Genomic DNA, 20787 nt, shown 5'->3' with positions numbered 1-20787 from the left:
GCCGGCGGCGCCCGGGGCGCCCCACGATGGGCTCTGTGCGTAATTCGCCCGCTTATGTGCCACTGCCGTTAGTCTGGGCCGGTGCGGGGCGGACCGGAGAACGAGACGACGACCAACGAGCGTCACTCGTCCCGGGTGGCGTTCGAGGTCAACGGCGACCGCCGTGAGCTGACGCTGGACAACCGCACCACCCTGCTCGACGCGCTGCGCGAGCACCTGGGCCTGACCGGGGCGAAGAAGGGCTGCGACCACGGCCAGTGCGGCTCCTGCACGGTGCTGCTGGACGGTCGCCGGGCGAAGAGCTGTCTCGTCTTCACGGTCACGGTGGACGGCCGGTCGGTGCTGACCGTCGAAGGGCTCGCCGGTCCGGACGACCTGTCCCCGTTGCAGGCCGCGTTCGTCGCACACGACGCGTTCCAGTGCGGCTACTGCACCCCGGGGCAGCTCTGCTCCGCCCGGGGCATGCTCGACGAGGTCGCCCGGGGATGGCCCAGCGCGGTCACCGACGACCTCGACTCGCCGCCCGAGCTGACCGACGCCGAGATCCGGGAGCGGATGGCCGGCAACCTCTGCCGCTGCGCCGCGTACCCGCACATCGTCGCCGCGATCCGCGAGACGGCGACCACGCCGTGAGGCCGTTCCGCTACCACCGGCCGGCCGACGTGGCCGACGCCGTCGCCGTGCTGGCCGGCGAGCCGCACGCGGCGTACCTGGGCGGCGGGACCAACCTGGTGGACCTCATGAAGCTCGGGGTGCAGCGGCCCGAGCTGCTGGTGGACGTGACCCGGCTGCCTCTGGACACGGTCGAGGAGCTGCCCGACGGTGGGCTGCGCATCGGCGCGACGGTGCGCAACAGCGACCTCGCCGCCCACCCGGCGGTTCGCCGCGACTACCCGGTGCTGGCCCGCGCCCTGCTCGCCGCCGCGTCCGGTCAGCTGCGCAACCTGGCCACCACCGGCGGCAACCTGTTGCAGCGCACCCGCTGCGTCTACTTCCAGGACACCGGCAAGGCGTGCAACAAGCGCGACCCGGGCAGCGGCTGCGCCGCCCTGCACGGGCAGAACCGCGACCTCGCCGTGCTGGACTGGTCCGAACAGTGCGTGGCCACCCACCCGTCGGACCTGGCGGTCGCCCTCGCCGCGCTGGACGCCGTGGTGGAGGTGCACGAGGCCGACGGTCCCCGCGACGTCCCGCTCGCCGCGCTGTACCGCTCCCCCGGCGCGCATCCGGAGCGGGAGACGACTCTGGCGCGTGGCGCGCTGATCACCGCCGTACGGCTGCCCGCGTTGCCGGCCGCGCGCCGTTCGGCGTACCTCAAGGTGCGCGACCGGGCGTCGTTCGCCTTCGCGGCCGGCTCGGTGGCCGCCGTCCTCGACCTCGACGGCGACGTGGTCCGCGACGTGCGCCTGGCGTACGGGGCGGTGGCGCACCGGCCGTGGCGGGCGTACCGGGCCGAGGAGGAGCTGCGGGGTCGACTGTTCAGCCCGGAGCTGGCGGCGCGGGCCGCCGACGCCGAGTTGACCGAGGCTCGGCCGCTGCGGCACAACGGCTTCAAGCTGCCCCTGACCCGGGCCATCACGGTGCGGGTGCTCAGCGAGTTGGCAGCCTCGTGAGCACCGGCGCGGTCGGTCGGGCGCATCCCCGGCTGGAGGGTCGGGAGAAGGTCACCGGCACGGCCCGGTACGCGGTGGAGTACCCGGTGGACGGCGTCACCTACGGCTGGGCGGTGCAGGCGGCCGTGGTCCGGGGCCGGATCACCCGCGTCGACACCGACGAGGCCCTGGCGTCGCCCGGCGTGCTCGCCGTACTGCACCACGGCAACGCGCCCCGGATCGCGCCGGGCCCGCAGCCGGAGCTGTGGTTGTTGCAGGAGCCGGCGGTGCACCATCGAGGGCAGTTCGTCGCGGTGGTGGTGGCCACCAGCCTGGAGGCGGCCCGCGAGGGTGCCCGACTGGTGCGCATCGACTACGACGCCGCGCCGCACAGCACCGTGCTCACCGACGACCACCCCGGCCTGTACCGGCCGGAGCACGTCAACCCCAGCTATCCGACGGACACGGCCGAGGGTGACTTCGACGCCGGGTACGCCGCCGCGCCGGTGCGGGTGGACGCCACCTACCGGACACCGGCGTACCACAACAATCCGATGGAGCCGCACGCCACGACGGCACGGTGGCACGACGGGCGGCTGCTGGTGCACGACTCGACCCAGGGCGCCGCGCCGGTGCAGACCACGCTGGCCGAGCTGTTCGGGCTGCCCCAGGAGTCCGTGCGGGTCATCGCCGAGCACGTCGGCGGCGGCTTCGGCAGCAAGGGCTCCGCCAAGGCGGCGGTGGTGCTCGCCGCGCTCGCCGCCCGGCACGTGGACCGCCCGGTCAAGTTGGCGCTGACCCGCCAGCAGCTGTTCGGGCCGATCGGCTACCGCACGCCCAGCATCCAACGGGTCCGCCTCGCCGCCGACACCGACGGTCGGCTCACCGCGGTCTGTCACGACGCGATCAGCCAGACCTCGACCGTCCGGGAGTTCGCCGAGCAGATCGCCGTCTACACCCGCAGCATGTACGCGGCGCCGCACCAACGCACCACCCACCGGCTGGTCCGCCTCGACGTGCCCACGCCGTTCTGGATGCGCGCCCCCGGCGAGTGCCCCGGCGCGTACGCCCTGGAGTCGGCGATGGACGAGCTGGCCATCGCCGTCGGCGTCGACCCGGTGGAGCTGCGGATCCGCAACGACGCCCAGGTCGACCCCGACCAGGGGGAGCCGTTCACCAGCCGCAATCTGGTGGCCTGCCTGCGCGAGGGGGCGCAGCGGTTCGGCTGGGCGCAGCGGGATCCCACGCCTCGGGCCCGGCGCGACGGGCGGTGGCTGATCGGCACCGGGGTGGCCGGGTCGAGCTACCCGGCCCGGGCGAGACCGTCCTCGGCGGCGGCCACCGCCCGGCCCGACGGCACCTTTCTGGTACGGATCGACGCCACCGACATCGGCACCGGCGCCAGGACGGCGCTCTGGCAGGTGGCCGCCGACGCGCTGGGGGTGCCGCCCGAGCGGGTCGAGATCCGCATCGGCGACAGCGACCTCCCGGTGGCTCCCGTGGCCGGGGGCTCGATGGGCACCGCCTCGTGGAGCTGGGCCGTGATCCGGGCCTGCGAGGCGTTGCGCGGGAAGCTGCGCGACGGTGCACCGCCGGGCACCGAGGTCAGCGCCGAGGCGGACACCACCGACGAGGTGGGCGGTCAGCCCGAGCGGCCCCGGTACGCGTACGGGGCGCAGTTCGTCGAGGTGCGGGTGGACGCGGACACCGGCGAGGTGCGGGTGAACCGGATGCTCGGGGTGTTCGCCGCCGGCCGGGTGGTGAACCCGACGACGGCGCGCAGTCAGCTGATCGGCGGCATGACGATGGGGCTGTCCATGGCGCTGCACGAGGAGGGCCTGCTCGACGAGCGCTACGGCGACTGGGTCAACCACGACCTGGCCACGTACCACATCACCGGCTGCGCGGACGTCGAGGCCATCGAGGCGTACTGGCTGGACGAGCGGGACGACGAGCTGAACCCGGCCGGGGTGAAGGGCGTCGGCGAGATCGGCATCGTCGGCACCGCGGCGGCGGTCGCCAACGCCGTCCACCACGCCACCGGCGTCCGCATCCGGGACCTGCCGATCCGGTTGGACAAGCTGGTCGGAGCTTCAGGTTTGGCTTAAATAAGCCAGCGGTGATATAAATGTCGCCGTGCACGCCTTCGACGTGCTGGGCGATCCGGTCCGGCGCCGCATCCTGGAGCTGCTCGCCGACGGCGAGCAGACCGCGGGCGCGGTCAGCGCGGTCATCCGCGACGAGTTCGGCATCTCCCAGCCCGCCGTGTCACAGCACCTCAAAGTGTTGCGGGACAACGGCTTCGCCACCGTGCGGCCAGCGGGCGCCCGGCGGCTGTACGCGGTCGACCCACGCCCGTTGCGCGAGGTCGACGGCTGGTTGGAACACTTCCGTCGGTTCTGGGCGCCACCCCTGGCGGCACTCGCCACCGAGCTGGCCCGGGGCCGACGCGAACGTCGCCTGCGCGGGCCCGCCGACCCACCCGAGGAGAGGAACACCTGATGTTCGACGCGACCGAGCAGATCAACGCCGTCCAGCGGCAGGTCGGCAGCCGCACCCTGGCCGCAGGCGAGGCCCGGGTGACCACGATCAGCCAGACCTACCAGGCGACGGCCGAGGATCTGTGGGACGCCTGCACCAACGCCGAGCGCATCCCCCGCTGGTTCCTGCCGATCAGCGGCGACCTGCGGCTGCACGGCACGTACCAGCTCCAGGGCAACGCCCACGGCACCATCGAGAGCTGCGAGCCTCCGCACCGCTTCACCGCCACCTGGGAGATGGGCGGCGAGGTGAGCTGGATCGAGGTCCGGGTCACGCCGGTCGGCGACGAGCGGGCCCGCCTCGACCTGGACCACATCGCGCATGTCGACCAGGACCGGTGGGCACAGTTCGGGCCGGGCGCGGTCGGCGTCGGCTGGGACCTGGGCCTGCTCGGTCTTGCCACCTACCTCTCCGGCGGCGGCAGCGGCGTCCGGCCGGAGGACAGCGCCGAGTGGGTCGCCTCCGCCGAGGGACGACGCGCCATGGAGCTGAGCAGCCAGCTGTGGTGCGAGGCGAGCATCGCCGCCGGCACCGACGCCGACGAGGCCAAGGCCGCCGCCGAGCGCACCACCGCCTTCTACACCGGCGCCCCGCAAGCCTGAGCGGCTCCGACGACGGCGGCCGGCCGGCCTGCCGCCGTCGTCCGGCGCCTGACGTGAATCCGACTCATCGGTTGGATCAGCGGCCTCTCCTAGATCCGGTAGGGTCACGCAAAGCGTTGCTGTGCTGTCGCAACGTAGTTGCCCACTGGATCACGTGGGGGTGCTGTGATGAGCCGACGGTGGGCGATCCTGATCGGAGCCAACGCTTGCGGGTATGACGTCAACCTGCTCAGCCTGCGCTATGCCGAGGACGATGCGCGGGCGGTGCGGGCGGTGCTGTTGGACGAGCGGATCGGCACGTTCGACGACGGCGACGTCGACCTGTTCATCGGCAAGGGCGCCACCTGGCGGGAGATCAAGGCCCGGCTGCGCGAGCGGGTGCTGGAGTCGCGCCCCTCCGACGTGCTGCTGGTCTACTTCGCCGGCCACGCCCTCGTGCCGGAATGGGGCACGCAGTCCGACGCGTACCTGGTGACGGCGGACCTGGAGGCCGACGGCCTGCGCCGCGAGCCGGACAACGGACTGCGGATGGCGTTCCTCAAGCGGGACGTCTTCGAGGCGTTCGCCGGCACCTCGTTCCTGATCCTCGACTGCTGCCACGGGGGCGTCTACCTGGACTCGGAGCTGCGGCACACCGAGGCGATGCAGACGTACCGCACCCAGGTCGACCGGCACAGCGCCCTGCTGGCGTGCCCGAGCGGCGCCGCGGCCCGGGAGAGCGAGGAGCACCGGCAGGGTGTGCTCACCCACCAACTGCTGCGGGCGTTGCGCGGCGAGGCCGCCGACCCCAGCGGGAAAGTCTCCTTCGCCCAGATGGCCACCTTCGTCGCCGAGCAGGGCATCCACCCCGCACCCGGACAGCTCGTCCACATGTGGGGCCCGACCACCGTGCTCACCCAGCCGCCGGTGTCCCGCCACGAGCGGCAGTCATTGACGGCCCCGGTCAACTCCGGCACGATCCGGCCCTGCAAGAACCCACTCGACGACCTGTCCAGCTCGATCACCCAGCTGCTCGGGCGGGTGTTCCGCTCGCAGTCTCGTCCGCCGCGTTCCGCCCAACAGGCGGGGCACGCCGAACGGGTCGAGGTGATCCGGTACGCCCTGGAAGCGGATTCCGTCGCGGTGGTGGAATCCAGCCCCACGGGTATCGGCCAGGTCACCTCCACGGCCCGGTTCAACAAGGAGGAGTTGCGACCGCTGCTCGAACTGAGCGCCGCGGACACGACCCTGGTCCGCACCTCCTCCCCCGGGCATGTGGTGGCCGACGACGCCGGCCGACGGATTCTCTGCGTCCCCCTGTCCCAGAAGAACAGTCGGAACCTCACCCTCGCGGTGGTCGATCCCGCCCTCGCCGCACTGGACATGGGCGAGCCGTTGGCCACCATGCTGCGGGCCATCTGGAACTCCGATGTCCGCGACGACCCGGTGCACGCCGAGATGCAGGTGCTCACCGCCCTGCGCTCGGCCTACGGCCGGCTGCCGGTGGATCTGTACTCGCACGCCTTCAGCCTCTACCAGAAGCTGATCGAGTCACTGACCATGGTGTTCCAGCCGGTGATGTCGCTGGACCGGCGGCCCGCCGGGGTGGGCATCCACAGCTACGAGGCACTGGCGAGGCGGCTGGAGACCGACGTGCGCGCGCCGGTCGCGGCCCTTCAGATGGCGTACGCCTGGGGTGACCGCTTCGTCATCGAACGCGACGCGCTGCTGCTGGCCAAGGCGATCGACTCGTACGCCGAGGCGGACGTCGCGTCCGTCTTCGACGTCACCAAGCCGATCTCGGTCAACGTCGCGGTCCGCTCGCTGCTCAGCGACGCCTACATCGCCCAGGTGCGCACGGCGATCACGGAAGCGAACCTGGATCCGCGCACCGTCACGCTGGAGATCTCCGAGCAGGACCCGATCCAGCCCGATCCCGGCGAGGTATGGCCTCAGGAGCCGCTGACGTACTTCCATCGTCGGCTGACCAGCCTGGCCCGTGACCTGGAAATCAGCTTCGCGGTGGACGACTTCGGGGTCGGCTACTCGTCACTCGCCCGGATGGCGGAACTTCCGTTGACCCAGATCAAAGTGGACCGGGCCGTCCTTCACCACCCGCTGGCCGTCGAGGAACTGGACCTGGTGACCCGGGTCGCCCGCTACGCCAGCGACCTCGGACACGCGCCGAACCCACGCGCCGTCATCGTGGAGGGCTTCGACGAGCAGGCGCCGGTGACCCTCAAGCAGATCTACGACCTGCGGATCCGGCACGTACAGGGCTTCATCTGCGGGGAGACCGCGTCGACGTCCCTGCGTCCGCTCGGCCAGAGCGTCCGGGACCGGATCGCCGCGATGGTGAGGGGTGACGATGACTAGCGTTCGACTGTTGCTACCGCCCGAGGTCGTCGCCGAGCTGCGCCTGCCACACGAGGGCGTTCGGGACGCGGGCGCCCTGACCCTGGCCATCGAAGGAATCAGCGTCCTGGCGAATCTGGCCACGCTGGCCACCCTGCAACCACAGGCCGAGGCGCTGGTCTCGGCCATCCGAGGTTGGCGGCTGCGCGATCCCCGCCCGACGGTGACGCTGACCGCGCGCGGCCCGGGCCTGGACCTCACCATCGAGCTGCCGCGCAACGTGAGCCGGGCGCAGCTGCTCGACCAACTGCGCCCGTTGCTCGACCGGGACGACTGAGCCTCGGGCGGCGCGTCGATCCGATCGGGCCCGGGTAACGTGCTGCGTCATGACCGGCACGCCGTACTCGCACTGCTCCTACTGCGGCGCCGCGTACCCGACGGCGGCGGGATGGCCGCGGGTCTGCGCGGTCTGCGGCGAGACCGTCTGGCGCAACCCGCTGCCCGTCGCGGTGGCGGTGCTCCCGGTCCGCACCGCCGACGGGCTGGGTGTGGTGGTCGTCCGCCGGGACATCGAACCGGCCCGCGGGCTGCTCGCGCTGCCCGGCGGCTTCATCGAGTACGGCGAGGAGTGGTCCGACGCGCTCGTGCGTGAGCTGCGGGAGGAGACCGGGCTGGTCGCGGCGGCCGAGGATGCTCGGCTGCTCGCCGTGCGCGGCGCCCCGGCGGGCGGCACCATGATGGTCTTCGGGGTGCTGCCCGAGCGGGCCGTCGAGGACCTGCCGCCGTCGGCGCCCACGGAGGAGGCCACCGAGTGGCTGGTGCTCACCGACCCGGTCGAGCTGGCGTTCTCCACCCACACCCGGGTCCTCGCTGACTTCCTCACCCGCGACTACGCGGCCTGACGGCACGGCGGGCGGAATGGTCGGGGGTCAGTGGTTTGCGGGGTCGGTGGCGCCGGCCCGGTAGCCGCTGGCCTGCAACTCGAACAGCTCGCGGTAGAGGCCGCCGGCCGCCATCAACTCGTCGTGGTTGCCCTGCTGGACGAGGCGACCCCGGTCCATGACGAAGATCCGGTCGGCGTGCCGGACGTTGGCCAGCCGGTGGGTGATCAGGACGACCGCCCGGTCGGGCCGACGGCGCAGGTGCTGGAACAGGGCGTGTTCGGCGCGGGCATCCAGGGCGGCCGACGGCTCGTCGCAGATCAGCAGGGCGGCGTCGCGGTAGAGCCCGCGGGCGGCGACGAGCCGCTGCCACTGCCCGCCGGACAACTCGTGACCGTTCTTGAACTCCCGGTCGAGCAGGGTGTCGTAGCCGTGCGGCAGACCGACGATCATGTCGTGGGCGGCGGCCGCGGCGGCGGCCTCCTGCACCTCGGGGCCGGGTTGGTCGGGCGTACGGTCGTGCCGGCCCACGCGGATGTTCTGCCCCGCGGTGAACGGGAACTTCCAGTACTCCTGCGTCATCACGGCCACCTGCGCGCCGAGCGTCCGCGGATCCAGCTCGGCGGCGTCGACGCCGTTCCAGCGGATCGTGCCCCCGGTCGGCTGGTAGAGCCCGGCGATCAACGTGGCCAGGGTGGTCTTGCCGGAGCCGTTCTCGCCGACCAGCGCGATCACCTCACCACGTCGGATCGTCAGGCTGACCCGGTCCACCGCAGGCGCGTCGGTGTCGGGGTAGCGCAGGCTCACCTCGTGCAGGTCGATCCTCTCGACGCCGTCGACCACCTGGTCGCCGCCGACGGGCACCCGGCCCTGCGCCCGGGTCAGGAAGTCCCGGTAGTCCTGGTAGTAGAGGGCGTCCTCGTACAGCGAGTTGGTCGCGACGACCGCGACGCCCAGGCTGGTCCGGGCGGACTGCAGGGCGAGCAGGGCGGTGGCCGCGGCGGCGAGGGCGACCATGCCGGCCAGCAGCAGGCCGCCGAGCACGGCGTACACCCCGAAGGTGGCCAGCCCCGCCACGCTGGCGCCGGCCACGCGGGTGCCGGTCTGCGAGCGCACCAGCCGCAGTTGGGCGCGGGTCTCGACGGCCATCACACCGCGGTACTCGGCGAGCAGGAAGTCGCGCATCTGGTAGGCGCGCACCTCGGCGGCGGTGTGCCGGTTGGCCATCAGGTGGGCGAGCATCCACATCCGACGGCGGCGGGTGATCCGGGCCAGCATCGCCAGGTACTCCCGGCGGGCCATCCGCACCGCCGTGATCGCCTGGGGCACGGCCGCGAGCAGCAGGCACGGCAGCAGCAGCGGCTGGATGACGGTGACCGCCACGGCGGTGGCGAGCATCCCGACCACGCCGGTGACCAGGTTGACGGTGTGGTCGACGATCCACGCCGCCTCGCCCATCCCCCGGTCGCGGACCCGGTCCATCTCCTCGGCGAACCCGGCGTCGTCGAACGCGGCCAGATCCACTGCGGTGGTGGCCTCGAACAGCCGCAGCTCCACCTGATAGTTGATCTGCGGGGTGAGCCGCGCCTGGGCCCAACCGGCCGCGATCGTCAGACCGCCGCGCGCCGAGACCGCCGCCGCGGCCACGACCAGCGCCGGCAGGGCGGAGCGCACCCGGTCCGGGGTGGGACCGGCGGCGAAGAGTTCCCGCAGCACGCTGGTCGTGGCGAGCAGGCCGAAGGTGGTCATCACCCCGGCGGCGACGTTCAGCCCGATGGAGGCGACCGTGTCCATGCGGTTGGTGGCCCACGCCAGCGCCACCGCCTCCCGCACCAACCTCGGCAGGCGTCGGGCCACCGCCCAGAAACTGGTGTGCGCAAACGTGTTCGCGTGGTGCATCCACGCGGCGTCCTCCAGCTCCGGAAGCATGGAGCTGTCGTGAGGGTTGTCGATCGGCTGGTCGTCGTCGTGGGGCGCGGTGCGCGGGCGGGCCATCGAGTCCACGGACGCTCCTCGGGGGGCGGGAAGCACGAACGCCGCCCGAGACTACTGCCAGCGACCACCTGATGTCTTTAGGTAGTCGGCGCGTCGTACGGGTGTTTCACACAGTCGGCGCGACGTCCTCGGTGATCGGCAGCAGCACCCGGAACGTGGTGTTCCCGGGCTCGACCTGCTCGCCGCGCAGCTTGACCTCCCGCAGCGCGTCCAGCGCCTCCGGCCCGGAGGCGGCGCGCAGCACCCGGTAACGGTCTCCGTAGTGGCGCCGGATGTCCCGGGCCACCGCCCGGGACACCGCGGGATCGTCGTCGACGGTCAGGATCACCGGGTTTGCCATGGCGCCAATAGAACCACCCCGGCGGGCTCGGTCGCACCACCGCGTGGGCACCGACGCATGCGTGACCCGGCCCGGGACGGGTAAGCGGGACCGCCGCGGGAGGTGTGCGACCGCCGACCCGCCGGCGGTCGCACACCTCGGGGGGCCCATGACGGACGCGTCGCCGACCGACCCGACGACGTCGGGTCGAGTAGTGGAGCTGCGGGTGCACGGCGTCTCCGGGGCGGGCGCCGACCAGGTCCTCAACCGGCCGCACGTGCACCAGGTCGCCGGAGACCGCAGCGGCGGGTTCTTCCGCCCCCGCCCGGGCTACCCGGACTCGACCGGCACGGACGGGGTGACGCTGGAGGCGTACCGCTGGAGCGACCTGCCGTCCGGCACGGCCGTACGGACGCTGTCGCTGGTGTTCCTGTTGCCGTTCATGCTCTGCAACGTGGCGCTCTGGATGCGCCCGGCGAGCCTCTCCGGGAAACACGTCATCGTCGCGCTGTGCCGGGTGCTCGCGCTCACCCTCACGATGCTCTACGTGCTCTCCATCGTCGGGATGGCGCTGGACCTCGTCGCCTGGCGCTGCATGGGCTCCCCGACCTGCACGGCCGGCCGGAGCTGGCTGTCCTGGCTCGGCGAGCGTCCGCCCGGAGTACGGCTGGGTGTGTTGGCCCTGGCGCCGGTCGCCGCCATCGGGATCGTGTGGTGGCTCGGCGCGCGGCCGAGCCACTCGTACGACGCCTTTCGCACCGGCGCGACCGAGGAGACCTCCGTCCAGCAGTTGAGCGCGGTCGGCCAGTGGGACGGGACCCCGGTGGTGGGACGGCTGCGCTCGGTGCACGTCGCGGCCGCGTTCGCCACGCTGGACGTCAGCCTGCTGGCCGCCTGGGACAGCCAGAACGAGTCGACGGTGTGGGCGACGCTGGCGGTGGCGACCGGGGCCGTGCTGCTCGCCTGCGTGGTCCTGCTGACGAGGGTACGGGGCATGGACCGGCCCAGCCCGGTGCCCCGGCTGGAGGCGGTCACGCGAGGGCTGCGCACGATCGCCTGCGGCCTGACGATCCTGGTGATCGCGTACACCCTGACCAGCCGCGCGTCGTGGCCGCAGAGCAGGATGCTGCCCGGGTACAGCGCCACGGTGGCCTGGTTGTTCGTCAGCCAGACCGTCCTGCTGGTGATCCTCGCAGCGGTGGTGATCTGGGCGCGCGGCAGCGGGCGACGCGCCGGCGGACAGCGGCTCCCCCGGCTGCGCGCGCTGGGCGCTCCGGTCTTCGTCACGGTCGGCGCCGGGCTCGCGGTGGCGTTCTCCGCCGAGTTGGTCTACCGGGTGGCCGACGTGTTGGACCGCAACAGCGGGTACCGGGAACGGTTCGCGTTCGGCCCGCCGCTGGCGTACAAGTGGGCGATCTTCGGGTTTTTCCTCGCAGTGCTGGCCGCGCTGCTGGTGGGCGTGGTGGTCACCGTGGCGACCCGTCCCAGCCGGTGGCGGGCGGCGCGGGCGATCGTGGCCGCCGACTTCCCGCACGCCCCGCCGGAGGCGGCGGCGCGGCTGCGCCGGGTCGAGCAGGCGGTGGCGCGGGCCCGGTTCACCGAACGGCTGGAACCCCTCGCCGTGGTCTACGCCGGGTCCGCCGCGCTCGGACTGGCCACCAGCCTGCTCGGTCTGCTCCAGCTCTATCCCGGGGACGTGTTCGAGCAGTACGTCGGCGTGCCCGACAGCCTCGTCAACTTCCTCATCGGGGCGGGCAGCTACGCGATCGGCGCGATCCTGGTGGGGCTCGTGATCGGCGGCATCTTCGCGTACCGGACAGCCGGGTTCCGTAGGTACGTGGGCGTCCTGTGGGATCTGGGCACCTTCTGGCCCCGGGCGGCGCACCCCTTCGCGCCGCCCTGCTACGCCGAACGGGCGGTGCCGGAGCTGACGAAGCGGATCACCTACCTCGTGGACCAGGGCGAGGGGGTGCTGCTGGCGGGGCACAGCCACGGTTCGGTGCTGCTCGCGGCCACGCTGCTGCAACTGCCGCCGCGGGTCACCGACCGGGTCGCCCTGCTCACCTACCTGTCGCCGCTGAACCGGTTGTACTCGCGACTGTTCCCCGCCTACGTCGACGAGTCGACGCTGCGCGAGATCGGCGAGCGCGTCGGCTGGCGCTGGGTGAACCTGTGGCGCGACACCGACCCGATCGGTGGGTGGATGTTCGCTCCGCACCGGCCCGGGGACAGCGCGACGCTGGCCGGGCCGGAGGCGGCGGTGGACCGCCGGTTGAAGGACCCGCAGGGCGTGGTGCCCCCGCCCAGCGACAGCGTGCCGCCGCCGATCCTGGGCCACTCGCCGTGCGAGTCGCAGGACGAGTTCACGCAGGCGGTGCGAGAGCTGGCCGCGCGGCTGCGCGCCCAGCTCCGGACGACCGACTGAGGGGACGGCCGGATATCGTCGCCGGGTGAGCCCGTCCAAGCAGCCCGAGCGCCGACTGATCGCCTCGAACAAGAAGGCCCGGCACGAGTACACCGTGCTGCGCACGTACGAGGCGGGCATCGTGCTGGTCGGCACCGAGGTGAAGTCGCTGCGCGAGGGACGGGCGTCGCTGGTGGACGCGTTCGCGCACGAACGCGACGGCGAGATCGTGCTGTACGGGCTGCACATCGCCGAGTACAGCTACGGCACGTGGACCAACCACGCGCCGCGCCGCAACCGCAAGCTGCTGCTGCACCGCTCCGAGATCGGCCGGATCCTGGAGAAGGTTCGCGAGGGCGGGGTGACGCTGGTGCCGTTGTCGATGTACTTCGACAACGGCTGGGCCAAGGTCGAGCTGGCCCTGGCCAAGGGCAAGCGCGCGTACGACAAGCGGCAGACCCTCGCCGAACGCGACGCCAACCGCGAGATCGCCCGGGAGCTGGGCCGACACCTCAAGGGCCACCCGCGCCGCCACTGACCGGCTGCGCAATACCGCCACGTCGCCGGCCTGGCGGATAGCAGATGCTGGCGTATCGAGCGGCAAGCCCATGCGAATGCGGGTGGCATGGGGTCTATACCCTCGCGGATGCGGCCCGCTAGGGTGAGGCGGTGACGACGTTCCGGATCGGCGCGGCGGCCGAACTGCTCGGCGTCAGCGCCGACACGATCCGCCGCTGGGTGGACGCCGGGCGGCTGCCCGCCGGGCGTGACGAGCACGGCCACCGAATCATTGACGGCGTCGACCTCGCGGCGTTCGCCCGCGCGCAGGCCGCCGACCCGGACGCGGGCGCCGAATTCTCCTCGGCCCGCAACCGGTTGCGCGGCATCGTCGTCGACGTCCGCAAGGACACGGTGATGGCCCAGGTCGACATCCAGGCCGGCCCCTTCCGGGTCGTGTCGCTGATGAGCCGGGAGGCCGTCGACGACCTCGACCTGAGGGTCGGTTCGGTCGCCGTCGCCGTCATCAAGTCGACCACCGTGGTGGTGGAGCGCGCCGCGCCCACCACCCCGGCCGGAGCAAGGGCGGTCGGATGAGTCGTCGGACCAGCTTCGTCGCGGTGGCGCTGGCGGTGACCGTGCTGGCGACGGCCGGCTGCGACCGCGCCGGCGACCCGGCATCCGGGGGCGACACCAGGGACGGTCGGGCATCGGGCACGGTGACCGTGTTCGCCGCCGCCTCGCTGACCGAGTCGTTCACCCGCATCGCCAGGGACTTCGAGGCCGCCAACCCGGGCGTCACCGTCACCCTCAACCTGGCCGGCAGCTCCGCCCTGGCCAACCAGATCACCCAGGGCGCTCCGGCGGACGTGTTCGCGTCGGCCGCGCCGAAGAACATGGCGACCGTGACCGAGGCCGGCGACGCCGACGGCACGCCGCTCGTGTTCGCCCGCAACCAACTGGTGATCGCGGTGCCCAGCGGCAACCCCAAGGGCGTGACCGGTCTCGCCGACCTGACCCGCCCAGGAGTGAAGGTGGCGCTCTGCGCCGACCAGGTGCCCTGCGGCGCGGCGGCGCGTACCGCCCTGACCGCGGCAGGTGTCGCGCTGACCCCCGTCACCCTGGAACAGGACGTCAAGGGAGCGCTGGCGAAGGTCAAGCTCGGCGAGGTCGACGCGGCCCTCGTCTACCGTACGGACGCCCGCGCCGCGAGCAGCGACGTGACCGGTGTCGAGTTTCCCGAGTCGACGCGGGCGATCAACGACTATCCGATCGTCGCGCTGAAGGACGCGCCGAATCCGACCGGCGCGCGGGCCTTCGTCGCGTACGTCCGCTCGACGCCGGCACAGACGGTCCTCGCCGCGGCCGGCTTCCAGGCGCCATGAGACGGGCCTTCCCCGCACCGTGAGGCGGACCTTTCCCAGCGGCGGGCGACAGACCCTTCCCGGCAGCGCGAGGCGGCTTCCCGACGCCGCGCCGCGCCGACGGGGGCGGGTGCCGGCGGCGCTGCTGATCCCGGCGGGGCTGGGCCTGCTCTTCCTCGTCCTGCCGCTGGCCGGGCTGGTGGTCCGGGCGCCGTGGACGACGCTGCCGCAACGGCTCACCGCGCCGGGGGCGCTGACGGCACTGCGGCTGTCGGTGCAGACGGCGACCCTGGCCACCCTGTTCTGCCTGCTGCTCGGGGTGCCGCTGGCCTGGCTGCTGGCCCGGGTCGAGTTTCCCGGCCGCCGGCTGGTCCGCGCCCTGGTCACCGTGCCACTGGTGCTGCCACCGGTCGTCGGCGGCGTGGCGCTGCTGCTGGTCTTCGGCCGGCGCGGGCTGCTCGGCGGCTGGCTCGACGCCACGTTCGGCGTCACCCTGCCGTTCACGACCGCGGGCGTGGTGCTGGCCGAGGCGTTCGTCGCCATGCCGTTCCTCGTCATCGCCGTCGAGGGTGCGCTGCGCGCCGCCGACCACCGCTACGAGGAGGCCGCCGCGACGCTCGGCGCCGGGCGGTGGACCACCTTCACCCACGTCACGCTGCCCCTGGTGGCACCGGGTCTGGCCGCCGGCGCGGTGCTGTGCTGGGCGCGGGCGCTCGGCGAGTTCGGCGCCACCATCACCTTCGCCGGCAACTATCCCGGGCGTACGCAGACCATGCCGCTGGCCGTCTACCTGGCGTTGGAGACCGACCTGGAGTCCGCGATCGTGCTCAGCCTGGTGCTGCTGATCGTCTCGGTGGGCATCCTGGCCGCGCTGCGGGACCGCTGGCTGGCCAGCCCGTGACCGCGCCGCTGCACGACGAGGCCGGAAACCCGCTGCTCGACGCCCGGCTCGTCGTCGACCGGGGCGCCTTCCGGTTGGACGTGCCGCTGCGGGTCGCGTCGGGCGAGGTCGTAGCGCTGCTCGGACCGAACGGCGCCGGCAAGACCACCGCGTTGCGCGCGCTGGCCGGGCTGCACCCGCTCACGGCCGGGCACGTCACCCTCGGCGGCGTCGACCTGGATCGGCCGGCGAGCCGGGGCTGGGTGCCCACCGAACGCCGGCCGATCGGCGTGGTCTTCCAGGACTACCTGCTCTTTCCGCACCTCAACGCGCTGGACAACGTGGCCTTCGGGCCGCGCCGGCACGGCGTCGACCGGCGGGCGGCGCGGGCCACCGCCCGGGACTGGCTCGACCGGGTGGGCCTGGCCGGCCAGGCGCACCGCCGGCCCCGGCAGCTCTCCGGCGGGCAGGCGCAGCGGGTGGCGCTGGCCCGCGCGCTGGCCGTCGGGCCGTCGCTGCTGCTGCTCGACGAGCCGCTCGCCGCCCTGGACGCCCGCACCCGCCTGGACACCCGCGCGGAGCTGCACCGCCACCTGGCCGCGCACCCGGGCGCCACGGTGCTGGTCACCCACGATCCGCTGGACGCGTTGGCGCTGGCCGACCGCCTGGTCATCGTCGAGGGTGGGCGCGTGGTGCAGGAGGGCGACGGCCCTAGCGTCACCGCCCGCCCGCGCACCGACTACGTGGCCCGCCTGGTCGGGTTGAACCTCTATCGGGGCCGGGCAGAGGGCCACGCGGTACGTGTCGCGCCGGAGCTGACCCTCAGCGTGGCCGACCGGCTCGACGGGGACGCGTTCGTCGCGTTCCGCCCGGCGGCGGTGGCCCTGCACCCGGCCCGGCCGGACGGCAGCCCCCGCAACACCTGGGCGGGCACCGTGGTCGGCGTGCAGCGCCACGGCGACAACGTCCGCGTGCAGGTGGACGGACCGATCGGCGTGGCCGCCGACGTCACGCCGGCCGCTGCGGCGTACCTGCGGCTGATCCCCGGCCAGCGGGTCTGGGTCGCGGTCAAGGCGACCGAGACCAACGCCTACCCGGCCACGACCTGACGCCTGCGCGACGCCGGGGCCGGTGACGGCCCCTCGACGAGCGGCGGTCAGTCGGTGAGCAGGTCGGCGTGCGCGGCGCGCAGCCGGGACAGTCCCGGGTCGCTGCCCGGGACGACGCGGCGGTCCAGCTCGGCCCACACCTCGGCCAGCGCCGTGCGGACCGCCCCCAGCTCGGCGGCGTGCCGCTGGCTGCTGCGACGGTGCTGCTCGTCGAGGCGGCGGGCCCAACCGGCGGTGACCGCGGCGAGCCGGTCGGCGTCGGCGCGGGCCTGCGCGCCGCTGCGGGCGGCGGCGGCGGGAACGATCGCGGCGACCGGGCGGGGATCGCCGTCGCGGGTGACGACGGTGACGGCGTCGGTCAGCTCGGCCAGCGCGACGAGCTGACTGAATCGGGTGCGCGCCTCACGCAGCGGCACGGAACGCGGCGGGTCGGAATGCGGGGTGAGCGCGGGGACGGCCATGAATGCATGGTGCCGCCCGGGTACGACAGGAATCCGCCGTCGTCAGTGGACGGTGGGCGGTGACGGTGTGGGCCGGGCCAGCCACTCGTCGGCCAGCACCGACCAGACCTCCAGGTCGATGCGTCCGCGCGGGCTCGGGTAGAGCTGGCGGAGGGTGCCGTCGTGGCGCAGGCCGAGCCGGCGGGCCAGGGCGATGCTGCGGGTGTTGGCCGCGTCGGTGCGCCACTCGACCCGCTGGATGCCGCGCTCGCGGACCGCCCAGTCGATGATCCGGCGGATCGCGGGGGCCATCATGCCCCGGCCCTGCGCCGCCGGCTCCAGCCAGCAGCCGACCTCGCAGACACCGAGCGTGACGTCGAACGACACGAACATGACCCCACCGACCAGGGTGCCGCGCCACCACAGCCCCCAGATGCCGCCGCTGTCGCTGGCCCAGCGGTCGGCGTAGCGCTGCAACACCGCGCGGGCCGACGGCAGGTCGGTGGCGACGAAGGACGGCGACACCCAGGGCCGGATGTGCTCGCGCGACCGGTCGAGGTTGGCGAGGAACTCCTCGGCCCGCCAGGGTTCCAGCGGGCGCAGCTCGACCTCGTCGGTCAGCGGCAGGGCGAACACCGGGCCTCCTCCGAAAGTTGTGGGCACGACGACGGGTAGCAGGCTCGCACAGGTCCGCCGACTGGCCCGGGCCGGGTCTCACACCGGCAGGTACGTCCGCAGGGCGGTGAGCCGGTCGTCGGCGCGCAACGCCTGCCGGGGCACCCGGTCCCGCTCGGGGAGGAGGGGCAGCTCCCTGCCCCGACCGGCGGCCACCCAATCAGATGATCATATGGGTCCAGTAGGTGAGCCAGAGCACGAACAGCGCACCCTGCACCACGGCGAGGGCCGCCGTCAGCCACACGTCGACACCGGCGCCACGGGCCCAGCGGGCCAGCACCAGGGCCACCGGGAACACGGCCAGCAGGTAGCGCAGCAGGCTCTTGTAGACCGGCGGGCCCATCGACAGCGGCACCAGCACCATGAGCACGCCGTAGACCAGATACGGCAGCTCCCGGCGACGGAACCCGGCGACCAGCACGGCCAGCACGACCACGGCGAAGAGGACCCGTCCGGCGTCGCGCGGCTCTCCGGCCAGAGCGTCCCACACCACCGGCACCGGGTTCTGCACCCTGATCCCCCAGCCGACCTGTTGGGCGTGCTGGTAGGCGAACCAGTCCCCGCCGCGCCACCGGCAGAACGCCATGAAGGTGAACCATCCGGCGGGCAGCAGCAGCAACGGCCAGCCGATCCGCAGGTACCCGAGCAGGGCGCGTGGGCCGAGCCGCCAGTCGTGCTGACGTAGCAGCACCAGCGCCAGCGGCAACGCGACGAGCAGCCCGACCGACCGGCTCATCGCCAGGAAGTAGCCGAGCACGCCGACCAGCAGCCACCGACGTCGCTCGGCGTAGTAGAACGCGGCCAGCGCGAGGCACACGAACAGCGACTCGGTCAGCGCGGCCTGGAACAGGAAGGCCGTCGGCAGCAGCACCAGGTAGCGGGTGAACCGACGGGCCGCGTCCGCGTCGCCGAGCAGCAGCTCGGCCAGCCGGTAGCCGTACGCGAGGGCCCCGAGGAACGCGACGTTGCTGATCAGCAGCAGGGCCAGTGCGTTGTCGCCGCCGAGCAGCGCGCCGACCGGCCGGGCCAGGAAGGGGTAGAGCAGCGGGAAGCCGAAGTCCCCCCACGGCCGCCCGGTCAGCGGCAGCTCGCTCAGCCGCAGGTAGAGCAGCGCGTCCCAGGCGAACCAGAAGGAGATCCACCGGTGGCCGGAGACCTCCCGCTGCTGCGCCCACATCATCGCCTCGTCCGGCGGCGGCGCGCCCGGAATGCCGTCCCAGGCGTGCAGGACCAGCAGGCCGAGCAGGGTCAGCAGCAGCTTCGCGCCGATAAAGAGCCCGATGAGGTACGGCCAGGGCGCCGGCACGCGGCGGGCCAGCCGCGCGCCCGCTCCGGCCGCCCCGGCCAGCCGGACCGCCCACGCCGTCGCGTGCCGCCGGCCGCTTCGCCACCGGTGCATCCGCCCCGCTCCCCCGGTCCGCCGACCCACCCGCCGCGTGGGGGTGCCGCCCCTTTCGTTGTACGCCCCGATGCGCCCCGCCGGAGCGAAACGACCACGACCAGCAGGTGACATCCCAGGCATAACGGGTACGCGCCGCGCCTCAACCATCGGCAGGGAGTACGAGCGGCATGAGCGAGCAGCACGGCACGGTGGTCATCGGCGCGGGACCGGCGGGGCTCACAGCGGCATACGAGTTGCTCCGGCACGGGCGGCCGGTCCGGGTCTTCGAGGCCGACGAGGTGGTCGGCGGGATCAGCCGGACCGTGGAGCGCGACGGGTGGCGCTTCGACATCGGCGGACACCGGTTCTTCACCAAGGTGCCCCGGGTGGAGGCGTTCTGGCACGAGATCCTCCCCGACGAGGACTTCCTGACCCGGCCCCGGATGAGCCGGATCTTCTACCGGGGCGCCCTGTTCAACTACCCGCTGAGCGCGACGAACGCGCTGCGCAACCTGGGGCTGCCGGAGGCGGTGCGCTGCCTGGGCTCGTACGCCCGGGCCCGCCTGCGCCCACCGAAGGACCAGTCGCACTTCGAGGGCTGGGTGTCGGCCCGGTTCGGCTGGCGGCTGTACTCGATCTTCTTCAAGACGTACACCGAGAAGGTCTGGGGCATGCCGGCGGACCGTTTGCAGGCCGACTGGGCCGCGCAGCGGATCAAGAACCTGTCGCTGGCCACGGCGATCCGCAACGCGGTGCTGCCCCGGCGCCGCCGGACCGACGTGACCAGCCTGATCGAGGAGTTCCAGTACCCGAAGTACGGGCCGGGGATGATGTGGGAGCGCTGCGCCGAGGAAGTGCGCCAGCGCGGCGGGGAGGTGTCGACCGGCACCTGGGTGACCGCCGTGCACCGAGACCCGAAACGACGGCGGGCGATCAGTGTGACGCTCAACGGCGCCGGCGGGCAGCGCACCGAGCCGGCCGACGACGTGATCTCGTCGATGCCGATCTCGGAGCTGGTCGCCGCGCTACGCCCGCCGGCGCCCCCGGAGGTGCTGGCCTGCGCCGCCGACCTGCGCTACCGCGACTTCCTGACGGTCGCCCTCGTGGTGCCGGCCGAGTTCTCGTTCCCCGACAACTGGATCTACGTGCACGACCCGGCGGTACGGGTGGGCCGGATCCAGAACTTCGGCTCCTGGTCGCCCTACCTCGTGAAGGACGGGCGCACCTGCCTGGGCCTGGAGTACTTCGTCTTCGAGGACGACGAGATGTGGCGTACCCCGGATGCCGACCTCGTGGCCCTGGCCACCGCGGAGCTGGAGCGGTTGGGGTTGGTCCGCCCCGGTGTCGTGGAGGCCGGCCACGTGGTGCGGATGCCCAAGGCATACCCGGTGTACGACGAGCGCTACCAGCACAACGTGGACGTGATCCGGGCCTGGCTGGCCGAGGCCGTGCCGAACGTGCACCCGGTGGGGCGCAACGGCATGCACCGCTACAACAACCAGGACCACTCGATGCTCACCGCGATGCTGACCGTCGAGAACATCGCCACCGGCGCCACGCACGACGTCTGGTCGGTCAACGTGGAGCAGGACTACCACGAACAGTCGACCGGCGGCGGCGGTCGGCCGGGCACGGGCCGCGACGCGCCGGTGCTGCCCAGCCGGATCATCACCGCCCCGATTACCGCTTCCGAGGGCGCCGGCGCGGCCGGCGACGGCGGCCGATCCGCGCAGGCGCCGCTGGTCTGACGGACCGTGGCTCGTTACGGGAAC

General features: G+C 73.0%; 20 protein-coding genes. 15 read left to right on the top strand and 5 right to left on the bottom strand.

Annotated elements, in window-relative coordinates; all coding sequences use genetic code 11:
• Positions 1 to 135: 135 nt before the first annotated feature.
• From ACFYPH_RS06190 to ACFYPH_RS06155, 8 genes are all read left to right on the top strand, one after another.
• Entirely contained in the window at positions 136 to 633 is a 498-nt protein-coding gene (locus ACFYPH_RS06190; RefSeq protein ID WP_354862173.1) for a 2Fe-2S iron-sulfur cluster-binding protein, read from the top strand.
• Positions 630 to 1613 carry a xanthine dehydrogenase family protein subunit M gene (locus ACFYPH_RS06185; protein WP_355065162.1) on the top strand — a complete coding sequence of 328 codons (984 nt, stop codon included), beginning with the start codon at positions 630 to 632 and terminating at the stop codon, positions 1611 to 1613. Before ACFYPH_RS06190 ends, ACFYPH_RS06185 begins: the two co-directional genes overlap by 4 nt.
• Complete coding sequence (locus tag ACFYPH_RS06180; protein ID WP_387179518.1) at positions 1610 to 3700, top strand: xanthine dehydrogenase family protein molybdopterin-binding subunit; 2091 nt, start codon at positions 1610 to 1612, stop codon at positions 3698 to 3700. The genes ACFYPH_RS06185 and ACFYPH_RS06180 overlap by 4 nt, the downstream gene beginning before the upstream one ends.
• 28 nt (positions 3701 to 3728) lie before the next feature.
• Positions 3729 to 4094 carry an ArsR/SmtB family transcription factor gene (locus ACFYPH_RS06175; protein ID WP_387179515.1) on the top strand — a complete coding sequence of 122 codons (366 nt, stop codon included), beginning with the start codon at positions 3729 to 3731 and terminating at the stop codon, positions 4092 to 4094.
• Positions 4094 to 4735, top strand: coding sequence for an SRPBCC family protein (locus ACFYPH_RS06170; RefSeq protein ID WP_354862163.1), 642 nt, complete (start codon positions 4094 to 4096; stop codon positions 4733 to 4735). The genes ACFYPH_RS06175 and ACFYPH_RS06170 overlap by 1 nt, the downstream gene beginning before the upstream one ends.
• Before the next feature lie 168 nt (positions 4736 to 4903).
• On the top strand, positions 4904 to 7090 hold the full coding sequence (locus tag ACFYPH_RS06165) for an EAL domain-containing protein (protein ID WP_387179512.1): 2187 nt from the start codon (positions 4904 to 4906) through the stop codon (positions 7088 to 7090).
• A complete protein-coding gene (locus ACFYPH_RS06160) occupies positions 7083 to 7406 on the top strand; it encodes a hypothetical protein (protein WP_354862166.1) in 324 nt (107 codons plus the stop codon). The genes ACFYPH_RS06165 and ACFYPH_RS06160 overlap by 8 nt, the downstream gene beginning before the upstream one ends.
• 49 nt (positions 7407 to 7455) lie before the next feature.
• Complete coding sequence (locus tag ACFYPH_RS06155) at positions 7456 to 7971, top strand: NUDIX domain-containing protein (RefSeq protein WP_363939023.1); 516 nt, start codon at positions 7456 to 7458, stop codon at positions 7969 to 7971.
• Positions 7972 to 7998: 27 nt separating this feature from the next.
• Here the strand turns inward: ACFYPH_RS06155 and ACFYPH_RS06150 are convergent, their stop codons facing one another.
• Together ACFYPH_RS06150 and ACFYPH_RS06145 are read right to left on the bottom strand one after the other, a co-directional pair.
• A complete protein-coding gene (locus ACFYPH_RS06150) occupies positions 7999 to 9945 on the bottom strand; it encodes an ABC transporter ATP-binding protein (RefSeq protein WP_363939035.1) in 1947 nt (648 codons plus the stop codon).
• A gap of 106 nt (positions 9946 to 10051) precedes the next feature.
• Positions 10052 to 10285 (bottom strand): hypothetical protein, encoded by a 234-nt coding sequence (locus ACFYPH_RS06145; RefSeq protein ID WP_363939025.1) that lies wholly within the window; start codon positions 10283 to 10285, stop codon positions 10052 to 10054.
• Positions 10286 to 10433: 148 nt separating this feature from the next.
• Here ACFYPH_RS06145 and ACFYPH_RS06140 point away from each other — a divergent pair, with 148 nt between their 5' ends.
• From ACFYPH_RS06140 to ACFYPH_RS06115, 6 genes are all read left to right on the top strand, one after another.
• Entirely contained in the window at positions 10434 to 12689 is a 2256-nt protein-coding gene (locus ACFYPH_RS06140; RefSeq protein WP_387179508.1) for a hypothetical protein, read from the top strand.
• A 25-nt stretch (positions 12690 to 12714) separates the two neighbouring features.
• The gene (gene smpB / locus ACFYPH_RS06135; RefSeq protein WP_354856048.1) at positions 12715 to 13206 is read left to right on the top strand and encodes an SsrA-binding protein SmpB; all 492 of its coding nucleotides are present in this window, start codon (positions 12715 to 12717) and stop codon (positions 13204 to 13206) included.
• Between the two features lie 131 nt (positions 13207 to 13337).
• A complete protein-coding gene (locus ACFYPH_RS06130) occupies positions 13338 to 13763 on the top strand; it encodes a MerR family DNA-binding transcriptional regulator (protein WP_355065145.1) in 426 nt (141 codons plus the stop codon).
• On the top strand, positions 13760 to 14551 hold the full coding sequence (gene modA, locus ACFYPH_RS06125; protein WP_387179505.1) for a molybdate ABC transporter substrate-binding protein: 792 nt from the start codon (positions 13760 to 13762) through the stop codon (positions 14549 to 14551). The genes ACFYPH_RS06130 and modA overlap by 4 nt, the downstream gene beginning before the upstream one ends.
• 19 nt (positions 14552 to 14570) lie before the next feature.
• Positions 14571 to 15431, top strand: a complete 861-nt coding sequence (locus ACFYPH_RS06120; RefSeq protein ID WP_387179502.1) for an ABC transporter permease — start codon at positions 14571 to 14573, stop codon at positions 15429 to 15431.
• A complete protein-coding gene (locus ACFYPH_RS06115; protein ID WP_355065141.1) occupies positions 15428 to 16519 on the top strand; it encodes an ABC transporter ATP-binding protein in 1092 nt (363 codons plus the stop codon). Before ACFYPH_RS06120 ends, ACFYPH_RS06115 begins: the two co-directional genes overlap by 4 nt.
• A 47-nt stretch (positions 16520 to 16566) precedes the next feature.
• Here the strand turns inward: ACFYPH_RS06115 and ACFYPH_RS06110 are convergent, their stop codons facing one another.
• The 3 genes from ACFYPH_RS06110 to ACFYPH_RS06100 all read right to left on the bottom strand — a co-directional run bounded on the left by ACFYPH_RS06110 (position 16567) and on the right by ACFYPH_RS06100 (position 19033).
• Entirely contained in the window at positions 16567 to 16980 is a 414-nt protein-coding gene (locus ACFYPH_RS06110) for a type II toxin-antitoxin system Phd/YefM family antitoxin (protein WP_387179499.1), read from the bottom strand.
• A gap of 42 nt (positions 16981 to 17022) precedes the next feature.
• Positions 17023 to 17595, bottom strand: coding sequence for a GNAT family protein (locus ACFYPH_RS06105; protein WP_354856054.1), 573 nt, complete (start codon positions 17593 to 17595; stop codon positions 17023 to 17025).
• 199 nt (positions 17596 to 17794) lie between these two features.
• The gene (locus tag ACFYPH_RS06100) at positions 17795 to 19033 is read right to left on the bottom strand and encodes a hypothetical protein (RefSeq protein ID WP_355137486.1); all 1239 of its coding nucleotides are present in this window, start codon (positions 19031 to 19033) and stop codon (positions 17795 to 17797) included.
• Positions 19034 to 19203: 170 nt separating this feature from the next.
• Here ACFYPH_RS06100 and ACFYPH_RS06095 point away from each other — a divergent pair, with 170 nt between their 5' ends.
• Complete coding sequence (locus ACFYPH_RS06095; RefSeq protein WP_355137488.1) at positions 19204 to 20763, top strand: NAD(P)/FAD-dependent oxidoreductase; 1560 nt, start codon at positions 19204 to 19206, stop codon at positions 20761 to 20763.
• The last annotated feature ends 24 nt before the right edge of the window (positions 20764 to 20787 follow it).

Origin of the sequence: Micromonospora sp. NPDC005252 (assembly GCF_042872475.1) — a bacterium.
GTDB lineage: Bacteria > Actinomycetota > Actinomycetes > Mycobacteriales > Micromonosporaceae > Micromonospora.
The sequence above is the reverse complement of the archived record's forward strand: the minus strand, read 5'-3'. Positions and strand labels throughout refer to the sequence as shown.

Coding starts and splice junctions, on each gene's coding strand:
- ACFYPH_RS06170 (WP_354862163.1), top strand. CDS start 4,094: ATGTTCGACGCGACCGAGCAGATCAACGCCGTCCAGCGGCAGGTCGGC.
- ACFYPH_RS06165 (WP_387179512.1), top strand. CDS start 4,904: ATGAGCCGACGGTGGGCGATCCTGATCGGAGCCAACGCTTGCGGGTAT.
- ACFYPH_RS06160 (WP_354862166.1), top strand. CDS start 7,083: ATGACTAGCGTTCGACTGTTGCTACCGCCCGAGGTCGTCGCCGAGCTG.
- ACFYPH_RS06155 (WP_363939023.1), top strand. CDS start 7,456: ATGACCGGCACGCCGTACTCGCACTGCTCCTACTGCGGCGCCGCGTAC.
- ACFYPH_RS06150 (WP_363939035.1), bottom strand. CDS start 9,945: ATGGCCCGCCCGCGCACCGCGCCCCACGACGACGACCAGCCGATCGAC.
- ACFYPH_RS06145 (WP_363939025.1), bottom strand. CDS start 10,285: ATGGCAAACCCGGTGATCCTGACCGTCGACGACGATCCCGCGGTGTCC.
- ACFYPH_RS06140 (WP_387179508.1), top strand. CDS start 10,434: ATGACGGACGCGTCGCCGACCGACCCGACGACGTCGGGTCGAGTAGTG.
- modA (WP_387179505.1), top strand. CDS start 13,760: ATGAGTCGTCGGACCAGCTTCGTCGCGGTGGCGCTGGCGGTGACCGTG.
- ACFYPH_RS06110 (WP_387179499.1), bottom strand. CDS start 16,980: ATGGCCGTCCCCGCGCTCACCCCGCATTCCGACCCGCCGCGTTCCGTG.
- ACFYPH_RS06100 (WP_355137486.1), bottom strand. CDS start 19,033: ATGCACCGGTGGCGAAGCGGCCGGCGGCACGCGACGGCGTGGGCGGTC.
- ACFYPH_RS06095 (WP_355137488.1), top strand. CDS start 19,204: ATGAGCGAGCAGCACGGCACGGTGGTCATCGGCGCGGGACCGGCGGGG.